This window comes from Klebsiella sp. HC6 (assembly GCF_022605325.1).
GTDB lineage: Bacteria > Pseudomonadota > Gammaproteobacteria > Enterobacterales > Enterobacteriaceae > Klebsiella > Klebsiella terrigena.
In genome coordinates, this window is the sequence record NZ_CP093276.1 from 2,388,831 (window position 1) to 2,405,674 (window position 16,844).

The window sequence follows — 16,844 nt, forward strand, 5'->3', positions numbered from 1 at the left end:
GGATGATAGCGAATTTTGTGCCAGCTGGCGAATTAGCTATTTAGCCGGCGACGGGGGCAAGCCGCCGGTTTTATTGCTCAGGACTGGCGGGCATCCCGGGATTTAATATGCTGCCAGAAGCGCTCGGCAGACTGGTTAAGCCGCGAGCCGGAACGATACATATAGGCCCCGATCGGCAGCGAGAGCGTGGCGTCCATAATGGCCAGGCGGCCCTCATCGAGCTCGCGCTGGATAGAGTATTGCGGCAGCCAGCCCACGCCGTCGCCGTTGAGGATCATACGCTTAAGCAGCTCGCTCATCGACGAGACGAAGGTCAGGGAGAAGGTGATCCCCGGCGTGCGGTCGATAACCTGATTCACCTGGCGCCCCATATAGCTATCGTTGGCATACCTCATCAGCGGCAAAACGCCGCGGTGCAGATGAAAGAGCGGTCTGCCGCTCTCATCGCAGGGCGTAACAAGGTGCACCGAGGAGTCGAAAATTTTGTGGTTAATAAACGGATAGTTCATTAACTCCTCATTATAAAACGACAGAATAAAGTCGCTCTTGCCTTCCTTGAGGTTAAATACGGCTTCGTTAACGTTAATGGATTCGACGTGGAAGGTTTTATTTTTTATATCGGTGTAGCCGGCAATTAATTCCGGAAGGACTAAAACAGAGAGCGACGGAGCGGCATCGATTCTTATTTTCTGAGTAGTATTATTTAGCCCCTTAATGCGACTAATCTGAAAGTCCATGTCGTCCAGCATATTTCGCGCATAGCCGACGAAAATTTTGCCACGAGTGGTGAGCTGCAGCGGGTTAACCCCGCGGTCGAAGATGCTGAAACCCAGCGACGCCTCAAGCGCCTGAATCCTGCGGCTGAACGAGGATTGCGATATATTTCTGGTTTTAGCCGCCAGGGTAAAGCTTCTGGACTCCTCCAGAGCAATGACATCGTACAGCCACTTCACTTCAAGATTAGCCAGCACGGATCCGTTCCTTAACGCTGTATTTAATGCTATGCAATTTTAGCATAACGCATAGAAACTATGCAATTAACATAACCAACCACAGGTGTTAACATTTTTCTCAGATTTAGCGTATTCCTAAGCAGTTAATACGAGTTGTCGTAAAGCACAGGCGATACCCTACGAGCACCGCTATAATATCGCTGCTCCAGGCGGCTCATCCCGTTATTTCATTTTGCTGTGGGTTTTTGTACACCGGAATTCACAGAAGAACGCAATGACGGGCTGAAATAATGAATACATCTTACCTAGCCAGCTGTTTGTCAGGAGTTCCATGCCACGTATCGAATTAGTAAAACAGGCTCTGCACGAGCTTGGTATTAAGGATAGCAGCGAGTTATTTTATAACCCCGATTACGACCTGCTGATTGCCCATGAAACCAGCCCGGAACTCACCGGCGCAGCGCGCGGCGTGATGACCGCATCCGGCGCAGTGGCCGTTGATACCGGGATATTTACCGGACGTTCGCCGCGTGACAAATATATCGTCAGAGATGACCTGACCCGCGATACCGTCTGGTGGTCCGATGCCGGGCTTGGCCGCAACGACAATAAACCGTTAACGCCGCAGATTTGGGCCAGCCTCAAAACGCGGGTTGCCGGACAGCTGAGCGGTAAAAAGCTGTACGTGGTTGATGCCTGGTGCGGGGCAAGTCCTGATACGCGCCTCGGCGTGCGCTTTGTCACCGAGGTGGCGTGGCAGGCTCACTTCGTCAAAAACATGTTTATCGTTCCCGACGCTGAGGAGCTGGAACAGTTCACGCCGGACTTCGTGGTCCTCAACGGCGCGGGCTGCACTAACGACCAGTGGCAGGAGCAGGGCCTCAACTCCGAGAACTTCGTCGCCTTTAACCTGAGCGAGAAAATTCAGCTTATTGGCGGCACCTGGTACGGCGGAGAGATGAAAAAAGGGCTCTTCTCGGTCATGAACTATCTGCTGCCGCAGCAGGGCATTGCTTCGATGCACTGTTCGGCTAACCGTGGCGAAGAGGGCGACGTGGCCCTGTTCTTCGGCCTTTCCGGTACCGGCAAAACGACCCTTTCCACCGATCCTCTGCGCCAGCTTATCGGCGACGATGAACACGGCTGGGATGACGACGGCGTCTTCAATTTTGAAGGCGGCTGCTACGCCAAAACCATCAACCTCGATCCGCAGGCGGAACCGGAGATTTATCAGGCGATTCGCCGCGATGCGCTGCTGGAAAACGTGGTGGTCAGGGCTGACGGCACGGTGGATTATGCCGACGGCAGTAAGACCGAAAATACCCGCGTTTCATACCCGCTGTCGCATATCGAAAATATCGTCAAGCCGGTCTCTCGCGCCGGTCATCCGGCGCGGGTGATTTTCCTCGCCGCTGACGCATTCGGCGTTCTGCCGCCGGTTTCGCGTCTGACGACCGAACAGATGCAGTACCATTTCCTGTCGGGCTTCACCTCGAAGCTGGCCGGCACCGAGCGCGGTATCACTCAACCGACGCCAACTTTCTCCGCCTGCTACGGCGCGGCGTTCCTGCTGCTGCACCCCACGCAGTACGCCAGCGTGCTGGCCGCCAAAATGGCGGAAGCCGGCGCCGAAGCCTGGCTGGTCAACACCGGCTGGAACGGAGAGGGTAAACGCCTGTCGCTGCGCGATACCCGCAGCATTATCAGCGCTATCTTAAACGATACCACCGGTCCTCTGCGTACGGAGGCAATCCCGGTCTTTGGCCTGGCTATTCCGCAGAGCATCCCGGGCGTTGACAGCGCGCTGCTCGATCCGCGCAGCGGCTGGCGTTCTGCCGACGGCTGGCAGGAGAAAGCCGAGAGTCTGGCCCAGCTGTTTATCGATAACTTCAGACAATACAGCGATACCGAGGCCGGCGCGCGCCTGGCCCTGGCGGGCCCGAAGCTTGAACCGTCCGCCGCTACGGCAAACTAATTCGCGACGTCAATAGCGTCGCCCGCGCGAAACCCGGATGGCAACACGTTTGCTGTCCGGGTTTTTCTGTTTCTGGCAACCGGCCGAACGTGCATTAGCGGTCAGCGTCGTCCGCGCCGGCTTTCTCCTGCTTGCTTCTTTAGTCAATACCACTCCTTACGTCAATACCGCCTGCTCCTCTCCTTGTGGCGTTTTAAATGTCCGACACTGGACTTGAAAAATATTATTTTATTATTTCATTTATTAATTTGGCATTCTTATTATTGTCGTGAATGTTATTTGTTTTTGCGGCGTGGGTTTATTTAAAATAAATATTAACGGGCGACAGGAGCGCCAGGCCTGTTATGTCGGGCTTATGGCGCGGGTTGCTTTTAATTAGCGATTGCCGTTACGGGTTGTTTGAGTTTTTCAGGCTTTACGTCGCGATGAATTTAGAGTAAAAACAAAAAGCCGCATCCTCGATAGTGACAATATTTCAGGTTAAATGATTAATTTATTCAGGAGATAAGTATATATGTCTGAATCATTTCAGAACGAAATACCTCGTGCGCGTGTAAATATAAAGCTGGATCTTTTGACGGGGGGAGTTCAGAAGAAAGTTGAGCTTCCGCTAAAGCTCCTGAGCGTGGGTGACTTCAGCAACGGCAAGGCAGAGGGCACGCTCTCTGAGCGCGATAAGATAGACATCAACAAGAATAATTTTAACAGCGTCCTGGCTAATCTTAATCCGGAAGTCAATCTCACCGTTAAAAACACCCTCGCCAACGATGGTTCTGAAGAAAACGTGAAGCTCTTTTTTCAGAATATGAAGGACTTCGAGCCGGAGGCGGTGGCGCGTCAAATCCCGCAGCTTCGGGCAATGCTCGCGATGCGTAATCTGCTGCGCGATTTGAAATCAAATCTTCTGGATAATATGACTTTTCGGAAGGAGCTCGAAATTATATTAAAAGACCCCGCGCTTTCCGCAGAGTTGCGTAATGAACTGAATGCGCTTGCCCCGGCCCAGGATTAATTACTGGACGTTTTTATCACGGAATAATGACGAGTAAATGCTAATGTCAGTCAATAACGAATCCCAAAATCTGGCGGGTAGCGCCGTTGTCGAAAAACACCTGCCGCAGGGTGGGGTATATGCCTCACTGTTTGACAAAATAAATTTAACGCCGGTGGCTGAGCTCGGTGATTTAAACGGTTTTGATGATACGACCGTTATGGCGGAAACCTCCGCCGACGCGCGCGTGACCGCCGCGGTGAAAGTATTTATGCAGTGTCTGCAACAATCCGGGCGCAAAGTGGAGAAGCTGGATAAAACGATCCTCGACCATCATATTGCGGAGCTGGATTTTCAGATTGGCCGTCAGCTTGATGAAGTCATGCATCACCGGGATTTTCAGCGCACTGAGGGCGTCTGGCGTGGGCTCAAATCGCTGGTGGATAAAACCGATTTTCGCCAGAACGTCAAGCTGGAGCTCCTCGATTTGTCGAAAGAGGAGCTGCGCCAGGACTTCGAGGACTTTCCGGAAATTATCCAGAGCGGGCTGTATAAGCAGACCTATATCGCAGAGTACGACACCCCGGGCGGCGAGCCTATTGCCGCGGTTATCTCCGCCTATGAGTTCGATGCCTCCGCTCAGGACGTGGCCCTGATGCGTAACATCTCAAAGGTCTCCGCCGCCGCGCACATGCCGTTTATTGGCTCCGCGGGACCGGCGTTCTTTTTAAAGGAGAACATGGAGCAGGTTGCGGCCATCAAGGATATCGGCAACTACTTCGATCGCGCCGAATATATCAAATGGAAAAGCTTCCGCGAAACCGACGACTCTCGCTACATCGGCCTGGTGATGCCGCGCGTGCTGGGCCGCCTGCCGTACGGCCCGGACACCGTGCCGGTACGCAGCTTCAACTACGTCGAAGAGGTGAAGGGGCCGGAACACGACAAATACCTGTGGACCAATGCCTCCTTCGCCTTTGCGGCCAATATGGTGAAAAGCTTCATCAACAACGGCTGGTGCGTGCAGATCCGCGGGCCGCAGGCCGGCGGCGCGGTGCAGGACCTGCCCATTCATCTGTACGATCTCGGCACCGGTAATCAGGTGAAAATTCCGTCAGAGGTGATGCTGCCGGAAACTCGCGAATTTGAGTTCGCCAACCTCGGTTTTATTCCGCTTTCCTATTATAAGAACCGGGATTACGCCTGCTTCTTCTCGGCAAATTCGGCCCAGAAACCGGCGCTGTATGACACCGCGGACGCTACCGCAAACAGCCGGATTAACGCGCGGCTGCCCTACATCTTCCTGCTGTCGCGCATCGCGCACTACCTGAAGCTTATTCAGCGTGAAAACATCGGCACCACCAAGGACCGCCGCCTGCTTGAGCTGGAGCTCAACGCCTGGGTGCGAAGCCTGGTGACCGAAATGACCGACCCGGGCGACGAGCTGCAGGCGTCTCATCCGCTGCGCGACGCCAGGGTGGTGGTGGAGGATCTTGAGGATAACCCGGGCTTCTTCCGCGTGAAGCTGTTTGCCGTGCCGCACTTCCAGGTGGAAGGCATGGACGTCAATCTGTCGCTGGTTTCCCAGATGCCGAAAGGGAAAGCGTAACGTAAGGCAGGAAGCAGATGAAAACGGAACAACCGTTATGGGGCAGGGGCATCATGATCTCTCCCCAGCACTTCCAGCAACAGGCTGCGTATGCGGCCTGGTCTGCGGAATGTATTGCCCGGCTGGGGCTCAACCATCCCTGGGGGGTGATTGAGTCGACCTTTGAACCGGACATGCTGAAACTCGGTCGTCTGCAGGCCCGCAGGCTGCATGTCCGTTTTCAGGATGGTTCGCTCATTGATACGGATAATGCCGATGCGCTGCCGCCAGCTCTGTCGCTGGATGGCGAATCACGTGACGCCGTGGTGGTGCTGGCTCTGCCCTTGTTACGGGCTAATGGCGGTAACTGCCTGACACCCGATCAGATGGCAGATCGCCCGGTTCGTTACCGCCAGCGATGGCGGGACGTGCGCAACCAGTATGGTGAAGACACCCGCCAGATTGCGGTGATGCAGCCGGAGCTGACGCTACGCTTTGCTCATCAGAACAACAGCGATTATCTGACCTGTCCGGTGGCCCACCTGCTACAGGATTCGCAGGGCATCTGGGAGCTTGATGACCGCTTTCTCCCGCCGCTGCTATCCGTACAGAGCAGCCGCTGGCTGGTGACCCAGCTCGAACAGCTGATGACCCAGCTGCGAGCCCGTCTGACCCGCCTGATGGCCATGCGCCGGGAAAGCAATGCGCGGATGGCAGATTTTGCGGTGGCTGACGTATCTCTTTTCTGGCTGCTGAATGCCCTGAACAGCGCGGAGCCGGTACTCGGTCAGTTTTTACGATATCCACAGAGCCCGGCTGAACGACTGTATCCGGAACTGGCAAGACTTGCCGGCAGCCTGCTCACGTTCTCCCTTGAGCATCAGATCAGCGCCATTCCGGGTTGGCAGCACGAACAGCTGAACGCTGTCTTCCCGCCGTTGTTTGACTTATTGGGCGACCTGCTGGAGGCCAGTCTGCCCTCACGGGTGTTGTCCGTTGAACTTGAGTACGATAAACGCCTGCATTTCTGGCAGGCGCGCCTGCACGATCCCCGCCTGCGCGAAGGTGCCGACTACTACTTATCCGTACGCTCTCCCATCCCGGTCGCACAGCTGCAGGAGCAGTTCCCGCGCCAGTGCAAAGTAGGCAGCCCGGATCACGTCCGGGGAATCGTTAACTCCTCTCGGGTGGGGGTGCCATTGATACCGCTACGCCACGTACCTGCCGCTATTCCTCTGCGCCTGGAGAATCAGTATTTCAGCCTCGATGTGTCCCATCCCCTGGCAGTCGACATGCTCGAAAGCGGCTGCTGTATGTTTTATGTCCCGGGAATGCTCGGTGAGCCTGAACTTGAACTCTTTGCGGTACTGAGAACATGAGCGAGCGTAAACGCGGCATCTCCGCGTCCATCGATATTGATGCGCTGTTACAGGACACATGGCTGCAGGTTATCAGCCTGCGCCACGGCCCAGGATTTCAGGAAGGGGAAGGTCGATTGCTGTGGGAACGCTGTGTTGCGGACGTGGAGCGCGTCCAGCGCGCGCTGAAAGAGAGCGAGCTGGATGACGCCAGCTGTCAGCATATTCTCACCGCACAGTGTGCGCTGCTCGATGAGACGGTTAAAGGCCGCGGCGTAGAAGATGACGCCTGCGTACAGTGGTATGACATTCCTCTACAGGGACACTTTCTCGGCACCATGGATGCCGGAGATACCCTGTGCGATCGTATGCGAGATGTACTGCGTGAACCTGCACCAGACAGTGCGGTGCTCACCTGCTTTCAGCGCGTCATGATGCTGGGGTTCCTCGGTGATTTCCGGTCGCTGAATGACCCCAACCGTCAGAAACTGATACAGGCATTCGCTGACCATGTCTCACCCTTCAGCTATCCACAAACCGAGCGGCTAATGGTAGAAAGCCGCGGATATCGGGTGATAGGGCGTTGGCTGTCATTATGGCCTGTACGGATCGCGGTGAGCGCTCTGGCGACGGTTGGCCTGTGGTGGGCGCTGAACTCCTGGCTCGATCGGATGCTGACAACCCTGTTGCCTGGGGTGGTGAAATGAGTCTGGCGCAACGGCGCGGGCTTGCGCTGTGGGCGGCACTGCTGAGCGCCGTTGTGTGCCTGGGATTTTTGCCGGCGTCCCGGCTGATTTCCGTTCTTGTGCTGCTGGTTGCTCTGGGGCCGATCGCGATAATTGGCTACGTCACAAGGCGCCGTTCCGAGCAGGACGTGGCCCTGCGGTTGGATAATCTTCCTGAAGCGACCTATCGCCAGCCGGTGGTGCTGGTCTGTGGCGATCTGCCGCAAATCTGGCCAGAACGGTCTCAGGTGCTGACCGTCACTCAGGGATGTTGGATCAAGGTTGAAGAGCATCAGAACCTGGCGCATCTGACGCGGCAGCTGCTATGCCTGCGTCCGAACTGGGGGCGGCAGCTCGCGGTGATGGTCAGCGTCTGCCCGCAGCAGCATGCGGACAGCGAAGTCCTGACCAGTCGTTTGCTGGCTCTGCGCTGGTATATCAGCCAGCTGCGTCGTGACATCGGGCATACGGTACCGCTGCTCCTGAGCGTCCAGGCCGGCAGTGCGATGATGAATGACATGCTCTGGCAGGCCGCTGTTGCGGAAGAAGGGATCCGTGTTTGGCGGGAGTCCTCGGCACCCAGCCCCATTTCTGCATGGGTCTCGACAGGTGGCACGGTAGCCATGCAGCAGCAGGTGCTGATGAACAGCCTGATGACCTGGTCCCAAAGCCACGTCAAAGCGGTATTTATCGATAAGAATCCGGATATTCCGGCAGTTGCCCCCGCTGCGATGCTATGGGGTATTGGGCCGAACGTTTCCGGTAGCCTCACTGATTCCATCTGGATCGCCTGGCTGACGCGCCACACCGCCATACTGCGCGCTGCTGGCTGGCAGCCGGTGGGGGCTGACAGCACAACAATAGTGCTATTCCCGGACTTTGTTCTCCCGCTCTTACCGAAAAGCCAGGGCCCCACGCCTCGTGGCCGTACCTGGCGCTGCGCACTCGGGCTTTTCACCCTGGCGGCCATCGTGGCGCTGCTCAGCAGCGGCTGGAACAATCGTCAGCTGTTGCACCGTTTGAGTTTCGATGTCGCCCATTACTACCAGCTCTCGATGGATGACTACGGTCCCAAAGCCGATGCCGTCAAGGTATTACGTCAGGATTCCGCTCGGCTAGACGGCTGGGCGCGCAACGGTGAACCGCTACGGATGGGCCTCGGCCTGTATCAGGGGGAACGGTTACGTATGCCGGTGCTGGATGCGATCCGTTCGTATGTACCGCCGCCTTCGCCAAAACTGAAGGCAAAGTTAGCTACGCCACCCAAAATCAGCCGTCTCGACAGCATGTCGCTGTTCGATTCCGGCAGGTTCGTACTGAAAGCCGGCTCCACCAAAATGCTGGTCAATTCGCTGGTTGGCGTCAGGGCTAAACCAGGCTGGCTGATCGTGATAGCCGGGCATACCGATAACACCGGCAACCCCCAACGCAATCAGACGCTGTCCCTGAAGCGTGCCGAAGCGGTACGGGACTGGATGCGGGATACCGGCGACGTGTCGGAAAGCTGTTTTGCGGTGCAGGGCTACGGCGAAAGCCGCCCGATCGCGACCAACGACACGCCGGAAGGCCGCGCGCTGAACCGCCGTGTCGAAATCAGTCTGGTACCGCAGGCGAACGCCTGTCAGATACCGGGCACCCACCAGGCGTCATCGCAGGATGATGGCGCATCACAACACAATGGAGAGTAATTCATGGCAATTCCTGTTTATCTTTGGCTGAAAGACGACGGCGGTGCGGATATTAAAGGTTCCGTCGACGTGAAAGATCGTGAAGGCAGCATCGAGGTGGTGGCGCAGGAACACAACCTGTACATCCCAACCGATAACAACACCGGCAAGCTGACCGGCACCCGCATTCATACGCCGTTCCTGTTCACCAAGGAGATCGACTCCTCCAGCCCGTACCTGTACAAGGCGGTGACTACCGGCCAGACCCTAAAATCTGCCGAATTCAGATGGTACAAAATCAACGACGCGGGCCAGGAGGTGGAGTACTTCAACACCAAACTGGAGAACGTCAAGCTGGTGAAGGTCGCGCCGAAAATGCACGACATCAAGGACCCTTCCTACGAGAAGCATAACCACCTCGAGCAGATCGAGCTGCGTTACGAAAAAATCACCTGGACCTACAAAGACGGCAACATCATTCATTCCGACTCCTGGAACGAACGCGCCACCGCGTAAGCCCGATGCGGATGGGGCAACCTGTCCGCAGTTTTCCTGAGTATCTGCCCGGCGGGTACTGAGTAAAACATCCCGTAAACGAAAAATCTGACCTGATGCGCTTTAGGTTCCTTACGACAAGGAAAAGCGATGGGCGGTAGCGTGCCTGAAGGTCCCCAGACAGCGAGTTCAAGAACATGGAAAATCCGGCAATCCTCCTGCGACGTCTCAACCCCTACTGCGCCCGTGCGATGGAAGGGGCTGCCTCCCTGTGCCTCACGCGAGCGCATGCCGAAATTCTGCCGGAGCACTGGCTGCTGAAGCTGCTGGAGCAGGGCGAGGGTGACCTCACGGTTCTGGCGCGTCGCTATGAATGGGATATGGACGCCCTGTGGCAGAATTTACTCGCCTGGCTCGATACGCTGCCGCGCTCGGTACGCAGCCGCCCGCAGCTGGCCGATAGCACCCAAACCCTGATGCGCGAAGCCTGGATGCGAGCCTCGCTGGCCGGCGAAGAACGCATTCGCGGCGTGCATCTGCTGATGGTGCTGGTGGATCAACCTAAGCTGGTACGCTGCGACGGCCTGTGGCCGCTGCTGACGCTGGGGCAGAGCCAGCTGCAGCGCCTGCGCCCGCTGCTCGATACGCAGTCTGACGAACGCCCGGAAGCCCAGCAGGACGCGGAGCTGGCGCAGAATTGCGGAGAGGTGCAGTTTGTCGGTCGTCCGGTTGGGGCCGGGATAAAAGAAGGTGAGCTTAATCCGGTGCTACAGAGCGCGCTGGATAAATATACCCTCGACGTCACCGCCAGGGCGCGGGAAGGCAGCATCGATCCAGTATTTGGTCGTGATACGGAAATCCGCCAGATGGTGGATATTCTCTCCAGACGCCGCAAAAACAACCCGATCCTGGTCGGCGAGCCGGGCGTGGGCAAAACGGCCCTTGTGGAAGGCCTGGGGCTGCGTATCGCCGAAGGTAACGTACCTGAGCCGCTGAAAGCCGTCAGCCTGCGCACCCTCGACCTCGGCCTGCTGCAGGCGGGGGCCGGCGTGAAAGGTGAATTCGAGCAGCGTCTGAAAAACGTCATCGACGCGGTGCAACAGTCGCCAACGCCCGTCCTGCTGTTTATCGACGAAGCGCACACCATTATCGGCGCCGGCAATCAGGCGGGTGGCGCCGATGCGGCCAACCTGCTGAAGCCCGCGCTGGCGAGGGGGGAACTGCGCACCATCGCCGCCACGACATGGAGCGAATACAAACAGTACTTTGAACGCGATGCGGCGCTTGAGCGTCGCTTCCAGATGGTGAAAGTCGATGAGCCGGATGATGATACCGCCTGCCTGATGCTGCGCGGCCTGAAGTCTCGCTACGCCGAACACCACAACGTCCACATTACCGACGACGCGGTACGCGCTGCGGTTACCTTATCACGACGCTATCTGACCGGTCGTCAGCTGCCGGACAAGGCGATCGATCTGCTGGATACCGCGAGCGCCCGCGTGCGTATGAGCCTTGATACCGTACCTGAACAGCTGACCCACATCCGCGCGCAAATCACGTCTCTTGAAATGGAGAGGCAGGCGCTGCTGGAGGATATCGCCGTTGGCAATCACGCGGATGGCGAACGCCTGGCCATGATTGAACAGGAAGAGGTGCGCCTGATTGTCGAACTCGACGAGCGGGAAACCCAGTACGGTCAGGAGCTCAGGCTGACGGAGCGGCTGCTGGAGAGCCGTCAGGATATCTCCTTACAGGCTGAAACGTACGAACTGCAGCAGCGGCTGCAGGATATTCAGCAAAGCGGTCCGCTGCTTTCGGTTGATGTGGATGTTCGCACCGTCGCCAACGTCATTGCCGACTGGACCGGCGTCCCGCTCTCCTCGCTGATGAAGGACGAGCAGACCGAACTGCTGAACCTTGAAGGTGAAATCGGTAAACGCGTGGTGGGGCAGAGTGCTGCCCTCAACGCCATCGCCCAGCGATTGCGGGCCGCCAAAACCGGGCTGACGGCTGAAAACGGCCCGCAGGGAGTATTCCTGCTGGTGGGTCCAAGCGGCGTTGGCAAAACAGAGACCGCGCTGGCGCTGGCGGACGCGCTGTACGGCGGCGAAAAATCCCTTATCACCCTCAATTTGTCCGAATACCAGGAGCCGCACACCGTTTCCCAACTGAAGGGTTCACCTCCGGGATACGTGGGTTACGGCCAGGGCGGCATTCTGACCGAAGCGGTACGCAAGCGCCCGTACAGCGTGGTGCTGCTTGATGAAGTGGAAAAGGCCCACCGCGACGTCATGAACCTGTTCTATCAGGTGTTCGACCGCGGCTTTATGCGCGACGGTGAAGGACGTGAAATCGACTTCCGTAACACCGTGATTCTGATGACTTCCAACCTCGGCGGCGACCCTATCATGCAACTGCTGGATGAGCAGCCGGAAGCTACCGAAGTTGATTTACATGAACTGCTGCGCCCCATTCTGCGCGATCGCTTCCAGCCGGCGCTGCTGGCCCGTTTCCAGACCGTGATTTATCGCCCGCTGGCGGAAACCGCGATGCGTACCATCGTGCAGATGAAGCTGGCGCAGGTCAGCAAACGCCTGAGCCGCCACTACGGTGTGGCCACGCATATCGACGAGAGCCTGTATGACGCACTTACCGCGGCCTGTCTGCTGCCGGATACCGGTGCGCGCAACGTCGACAGCCTGCTCAATCAGCAGATTCTGCCGGTGCTAAGCCAGCAGCTGCTGAGCCATATGGCGGAGAAGCGGGAGTTGTCATCACTGTCGTTAGGCTGGAGCGAGGATAACGGCGTCGCACTGGAGTTTAGCGAAGCCGGAGGAGTGGCATTATGAGTACAAATCCCAGAACCAGATTTAGCCATAACCATCACCAGCTGGCGATTAAGGGATGTAAACCAGCGCTGGACGTGCTGGCTTTTGAAGGCCAGGAATCCCTGAGCAGACCGTTCAGCTATCGCATTGAGTTCACCTGCACCGATCATGCCATCAGCAAAGAGATGATGCTGATGAAGGCCGGCTCCCTGACGCTGCAGGCTCCGGTCGATCAGGGTTTCGGCATTAAGCTGCAGCAGCCGGTGCGGGTAATTCAGGGCGTAGTGACGGGCTTTGAACGCCTCAGTACTTCCGCGGATGAAACCCACTACGCGCTGACGCTCCAGCCGCGTCTGGCGCTGCTCAATCGTTCGCACCAGAACGCTATCTGGCAGGATATGTCGGTCCCACAGATCGTCGAAAAAATTCTGCGCGAACGCCATGGCTTCAAAGGGCAGGATTTTTTGTTCTCGCTGAGCAAGGAGTACCCGCGCCGGGAGCAGGTGATGCAGTACAGCGAAGATGACCTGCACTTTATCACCCGCCTGCTGGGAGAGGTGGGGATCTGGTTTCGTTTTACCGCCGACACGCGCCTGAACATCGATGTGGTGGCATTTTACGACAGCCAGCAGGGCTACGAGAAAGACCTGACGTTGCCATCGGTACCGCTGTCGGGCCAGCATTCGAAAGGGGTGGACTCGGTCTGGGAGATGGAATGTCATCACAACGTGGTGGTGCAGCAGGTCAGCACCCGCGACTATAACTACCGTCAGGCGAATGAGGACATGAATGCGCAGGTGAATGCCACCCGCGGGGATAGCACGACCTACGGTGATGCCTATCACTATGCGGACAATTATCTCACGCCGGGCAGCGCGTACGACCGCAGCCCGGCCCCGGAGTCCGGGGCGTTTTATGCTCGTATCCGCCATGAACGCTATCTGAACGGCCAGACGCGGACCCGGGCGATGACCAGTTGCCCGACGCTCTCTCCGGGTATGCTGCTGAAGGTCACAGGCGGCTATGAAGTGGCGGAAACCTTCAGTCAGGGCGTGGTCGTCACCGCAATGCATACGCATGCTCGTCGTGATGAAGACTTTAGGGTTAACTTTGAGGGTATCCCGGACAGCGTCGATTTTGGTTTCCGTTCCGAACCAGGCTCACGCCCGGTGATGGCCGGTACGCTGCCTGCCCGCGTCACCAGCACCACCGAAAATGATACCTACGGCCATATCGATAAAGACGGGCGCTACCGAGTCAATATGCTGTTCGACCGTGACGGCTGGGAGACCGGGTTCGAAAGCCTGTGGGTGCGGCAGTCCCGCCCGTACGCGGGCGACACTTACGGCCTGCACCTGCCGCTGCTGGCGGGCACCGAAGTGGCGATTGGCTTTGAGGACGGCAACCCGGACAGGCCGTACATCGCCGGCGTGCTGCACGACTCGGCCCACGGCGACCACGTCACCATCCGCAACTACAAACGTAACGTCCTGCGGACGCCTGCGAATAATAAAATCCGCCTCGACGACGAGTGCGGCAAAGAGCATATCAAGGTCTCGACGGAGTACGGCGGCAAGAGCCAGCTGAATCTCGGGCATCTGGTCGACAGCGAGAAGCAACAGCGCGGGGAAGGCTTTGAGCTGCGCACGGATTCATGGGGCGCCATCCGGGCGCAGCAAGGGATATTCATCAGTGCTGACGGGCAGGCGCAGGCGCAAGGGGAAGTGCTGGAGATGGGGGCGGCACTGAGCCAGTTGCAGCAGGCGTTAATCCAGGCCGAAACTCTGAGCAGTGCAGTTGAAACGGCCAAAGCTGAACTGGCCGACATCCAGACTCAGAAGGCGTTGCTGGAGCAGGCGCTGACTGATTTGAAACAGTCGGCGTTATTGCTCTCTGCCCCGGAGGGGATTGCACAGAGCACGCCCAAAAGCGTGCAGCTGTCAGCGGGGGAGAATGTTATCAGCACCAGCGGCAAACACACTGATTTCAGTACATTGAAAAGATTCACCGTGGCGGCTGGGGAGAGGGTGAGTTTGTTTGCCCAAAAGCTGGGTATCAAAATTTTTGCCAGCAAAGGAAAGGTGGAGATACAGGCACAAGGGGATGAAATGGCGCTGGATGCGCTGAAAGATATCCGCATCAGCAGCAGCGAAGGCAAGCTGGTTATCAGCGCGAAGCAGGAAATTATTCTCACCAGCGGAGGCGGCTATATCCGTATTGCGGATGGTGTCGTGGAATGCGCGGCACCGGACAAAATCATCCAACGGGCGGCGGTGTGGCAGAAGTTTGGCGGGCAGAGTATGAGCCAGGCGGCGCAGAGCTGGGAAAGCGCTGATTTTGCTGTGACCCCTGAGGTTCGCTGGAGATATGATGGTTCACCGATAGCCGGTCAGGCAATTCGTTTAGCGAACGATGATGATTCGGGGCAAATACTGACCACTGTTTCATCCGGAGGGGCTCCAAAGCAGTCAGGCGTGAATCTTGATCCATTAAAGGCTTATTTACAGGATGAGGAATAAGAAATGAGTGACGCATTGGGAAATAATAGTGTCGCGACTGAAAAGTTCGATAACAATGGCTCTCGTTATTATGAGCTTCCGATGGGTGAAAAACTCAAAGATCAAAAAACGATAATTTATAAAATACCCGACCGGGTGATTCCAGTCATCTTTTTACCTGGAGTTATGGGCAGTAATTTGATGAATGGAGACGGTGAATCAATCTGGAAGGTTGATGGCAAGATGAGCATGATTGTTTGGGCTGGAAGGGGGGCTGCGAAGAGGAAAAAATTACTCAATCTTAAAAAAACAGTCGTTGATCCTGATGGAAAAATTGAAACTGAAGGAAGTGAAGAGGAACTGGTTTTATTTTCGTCACGACGGGCCAGAGGCTGGGGGGAAGTGGGGGCTATGAGCTATGGTACGTTCCTCCCATGGCTACAGGAGGCACTGAACGATCATCAAACTATGTTTACCAATAAATCCACCCAAAATGGCAAAAAAACATTACGTGAACAGCTAATGCTGATGCCACTGAATGCTGAATTGGGTGAAAGTCAACTGAGCCATGCTGAGGTAGCGCTGAGCTATAAATACCTCTTTCCGGTCCACGCAGTGGGCTATAACTGGCTGCAATCGAATGGTGATTCGGCCGCAGCTTTGAGTATACGCATCGATAAAATTATCGCTGATTATAAAGTGTCCGGCCGTAAATGTGAAAAGGTCATTCTGGTAACCCATTCAATGGGCGGGCTTGTGGCCCGTTATTATTCTGAGATTTTAGAAGGAAATAACGGTGATAAAAAAATCCTGGGGGTTGTGCACGGTGTAATGCCAAATTTAGGTTCTCCGATGACATATAAACGTATGAAAACAGGGGAGGCTGGAACAACAGGAGCAGTGATTGGGGCTAACGGTGCAGAAATGACAGCCGTATTAGCGCAGTCTCCTGGACCACTACAGCTATTGCCTGGAACTGCCTATGAGAAAGGATGGTTACGCATAGATGGTTTACATCAGCTGTTACCAAAATCAGATCCCTATACGGAGATTTATACCAAGCGTTCAGCCTGGTGGGCGCTGTGTGAAGACCGATTTATTAATCCAGAAAATGAAAAAATGGATAAATCCCAGCTTGAAAAAGATTGGTTGTTATATAAAGATATTATTAATGGAAAGGTCCGGGGGGTTATAGAAGGACTACATGGTCATTTTCATAAAAATACTTATGCTTTTTATGGTAATGATGGGGGGGAATATCCTTCCTACAGTTCTTTACGTTGGTTGGATATTAGTTCGAAAAATATGACTGATGCATATAAAGAAAAAGTCACTAGTGAGGGGGGTATTTTTTATCCCTCCGATGTATACAATAAAACAACGCGATTTGCAGGTATGACTACCGCCGATAAGGGAAATGTATATCGAAAATTTGAATTGTTACCTCCTAAAGATCCGGGGGATGGAACGGTTCCTGTTAGTGCCGCCGTGATAAATTCTCCAAATCTTCAAGCGCAGCTTGGGGTAGGAGTCGATCATGAGGGTGCTTATGGGACTAAAAATACTAATGACGCACGTTGGTTTACATTGCGCTCGATAATAAAAATAGCCCAAGCAGTGAATGGTACAGGGCTGAAATATGATAACTAAAAAACTTAATTATGTATTGATAATTATCGGGTGTGCCATACTGCTCGCATATTGGAGTTGCCGACAACACCAAATTTATCCTTCACTCCAAAATCTCACATCATCACAGAAGGCTA

General features: G+C 55.7%; 11 protein-coding genes. 10 read left to right on the plus strand and 1 reads right to left on the minus strand.

Annotated features, from left to right (window positions below):
- Positions 1-77: 77 nt before the first annotated feature.
- Entirely contained in the window at positions 78-971 is an 894-nt protein-coding gene (locus tag MMW58_RS11650) for a LysR substrate-binding domain-containing protein (RefSeq protein WP_041146137.1), read from the minus strand.
- A gap of 313 nt (positions 972-1,284) precedes the next feature.
- Here MMW58_RS11650 and pckA point away from each other — a divergent pair, with 313 nt between their 5' ends.
- From pckA to MMW58_RS11700, 10 genes are all read left to right on the plus strand, one after another.
- Positions 1,285-2,928, plus strand: a complete 1,644-nt coding sequence (gene pckA / locus MMW58_RS11655; protein WP_241723419.1) for a phosphoenolpyruvate carboxykinase (ATP) — start codon at positions 1,285-1,287, stop codon at positions 2,926-2,928.
- A 514-nt stretch (positions 2,929-3,442) separates the two neighbouring features.
- Entirely contained in the window at positions 3,443-3,940 is a 498-nt protein-coding gene (tssB, locus tag MMW58_RS11660; protein WP_133598342.1) for a type VI secretion system contractile sheath small subunit, read from the plus strand.
- 37 nt (positions 3,941-3,977) lie between these two features.
- Positions 3,978-5,528, plus strand: a complete 1,551-nt coding sequence (tssC, locus tag MMW58_RS11665) for a type VI secretion system contractile sheath large subunit (protein WP_241723421.1) — start codon at positions 3,978-3,980, stop codon at positions 5,526-5,528.
- A 17-nt stretch (positions 5,529-5,545) separates the two neighbouring features.
- Positions 5,546-6,886 (plus strand): type VI secretion system baseplate subunit TssK, encoded by a 1,341-nt coding sequence (tssK, locus tag MMW58_RS11670; RefSeq protein ID WP_241723422.1) that lies wholly within the window; start codon positions 5,546-5,548, stop codon positions 6,884-6,886.
- On the plus strand, positions 6,883-7,572 hold the full coding sequence (tssL, locus tag MMW58_RS11675; RefSeq protein WP_241723423.1) for a type VI secretion system protein TssL, short form: 690 nt from the start codon (positions 6,883-6,885) through the stop codon (positions 7,570-7,572). Before tssK ends, tssL begins: the two co-directional genes overlap by 4 nt.
- Positions 7,569-9,278 carry an OmpA family protein gene (locus tag MMW58_RS11680; protein WP_241723425.1) on the plus strand — a complete coding sequence of 570 codons (1,710 nt, stop codon included), beginning with the start codon at positions 7,569-7,571 and terminating at the stop codon, positions 9,276-9,278. The genes tssL and MMW58_RS11680 overlap by 4 nt, the downstream gene beginning before the upstream one ends.
- Positions 9,279-9,281: 3 nt before the next feature.
- Positions 9,282-9,773 (plus strand): type VI secretion system effector Hcp, encoded by a 492-nt coding sequence (hcp, locus tag MMW58_RS11685; RefSeq protein ID WP_041146130.1) that lies wholly within the window; start codon positions 9,282-9,284, stop codon positions 9,771-9,773.
- 176 nt (positions 9,774-9,949) lie between these two features.
- Positions 9,950-12,601, plus strand: a complete 2,652-nt coding sequence (gene tssH, locus MMW58_RS11690; protein WP_241723427.1) for a type VI secretion system ATPase TssH — start codon at positions 9,950-9,952, stop codon at positions 12,599-12,601.
- Positions 12,598-15,099: a type VI secretion system Vgr family protein gene (locus MMW58_RS11695; RefSeq protein WP_241723429.1), complete on the plus strand. Its 2,502-nt coding sequence runs from the start codon at positions 12,598-12,600 to the stop codon at positions 15,097-15,099. The genes tssH and MMW58_RS11695 overlap by 4 nt, the downstream gene beginning before the upstream one ends.
- Positions 15,100-15,102: 3 nt before the next feature.
- The gene (locus MMW58_RS11700; RefSeq protein WP_241723430.1) at positions 15,103-16,728 is read left to right on the plus strand and encodes a lipase family alpha/beta hydrolase; all 1,626 of its coding nucleotides are present in this window, start codon (positions 15,103-15,105) and stop codon (positions 16,726-16,728) included.
- The last annotated feature ends 116 nt before the right edge of the window (positions 16,729-16,844 follow it).

What these genes read in the sequence shown, in the direction of transcription:
- MMW58_RS11680 (WP_241723425.1), top strand. Translation starts at nt 7,569, where the DNA reads ATGAGTCTGGCGCAACGGCGCGGGCTTGCGCTGTGGGCGGCACTGCTG.
- hcp (WP_041146130.1), top strand. Translation starts at nt 9,282, where the DNA reads ATGGCAATTCCTGTTTATCTTTGGCTGAAAGACGACGGCGGTGCGGAT.
- tssB (WP_133598342.1), top strand. Translation starts at nt 3,443, where the DNA reads ATGTCTGAATCATTTCAGAACGAAATACCTCGTGCGCGTGTAAATATA.
- MMW58_RS11700 (WP_241723430.1), top strand. Translation starts at nt 15,103, where the DNA reads ATGAGTGACGCATTGGGAAATAATAGTGTCGCGACTGAAAAGTTCGAT.
- tssH (WP_241723427.1), top strand. Translation starts at nt 9,950, where the DNA reads ATGGAAAATCCGGCAATCCTCCTGCGACGTCTCAACCCCTACTGCGCC.
- tssC (WP_241723421.1), top strand. Translation starts at nt 3,978, where the DNA reads ATGCTAATGTCAGTCAATAACGAATCCCAAAATCTGGCGGGTAGCGCC.
- tssK (WP_241723422.1), top strand. Translation starts at nt 5,546, where the DNA reads ATGAAAACGGAACAACCGTTATGGGGCAGGGGCATCATGATCTCTCCC.
- MMW58_RS11695 (WP_241723429.1), top strand. Translation starts at nt 12,598, where the DNA reads ATGAGTACAAATCCCAGAACCAGATTTAGCCATAACCATCACCAGCTG.
- pckA (WP_241723419.1), top strand. Translation starts at nt 1,285, where the DNA reads ATGCCACGTATCGAATTAGTAAAACAGGCTCTGCACGAGCTTGGTATT.
- tssL (WP_241723423.1), top strand. Translation starts at nt 6,883, where the DNA reads ATGAGCGAGCGTAAACGCGGCATCTCCGCGTCCATCGATATTGATGCG.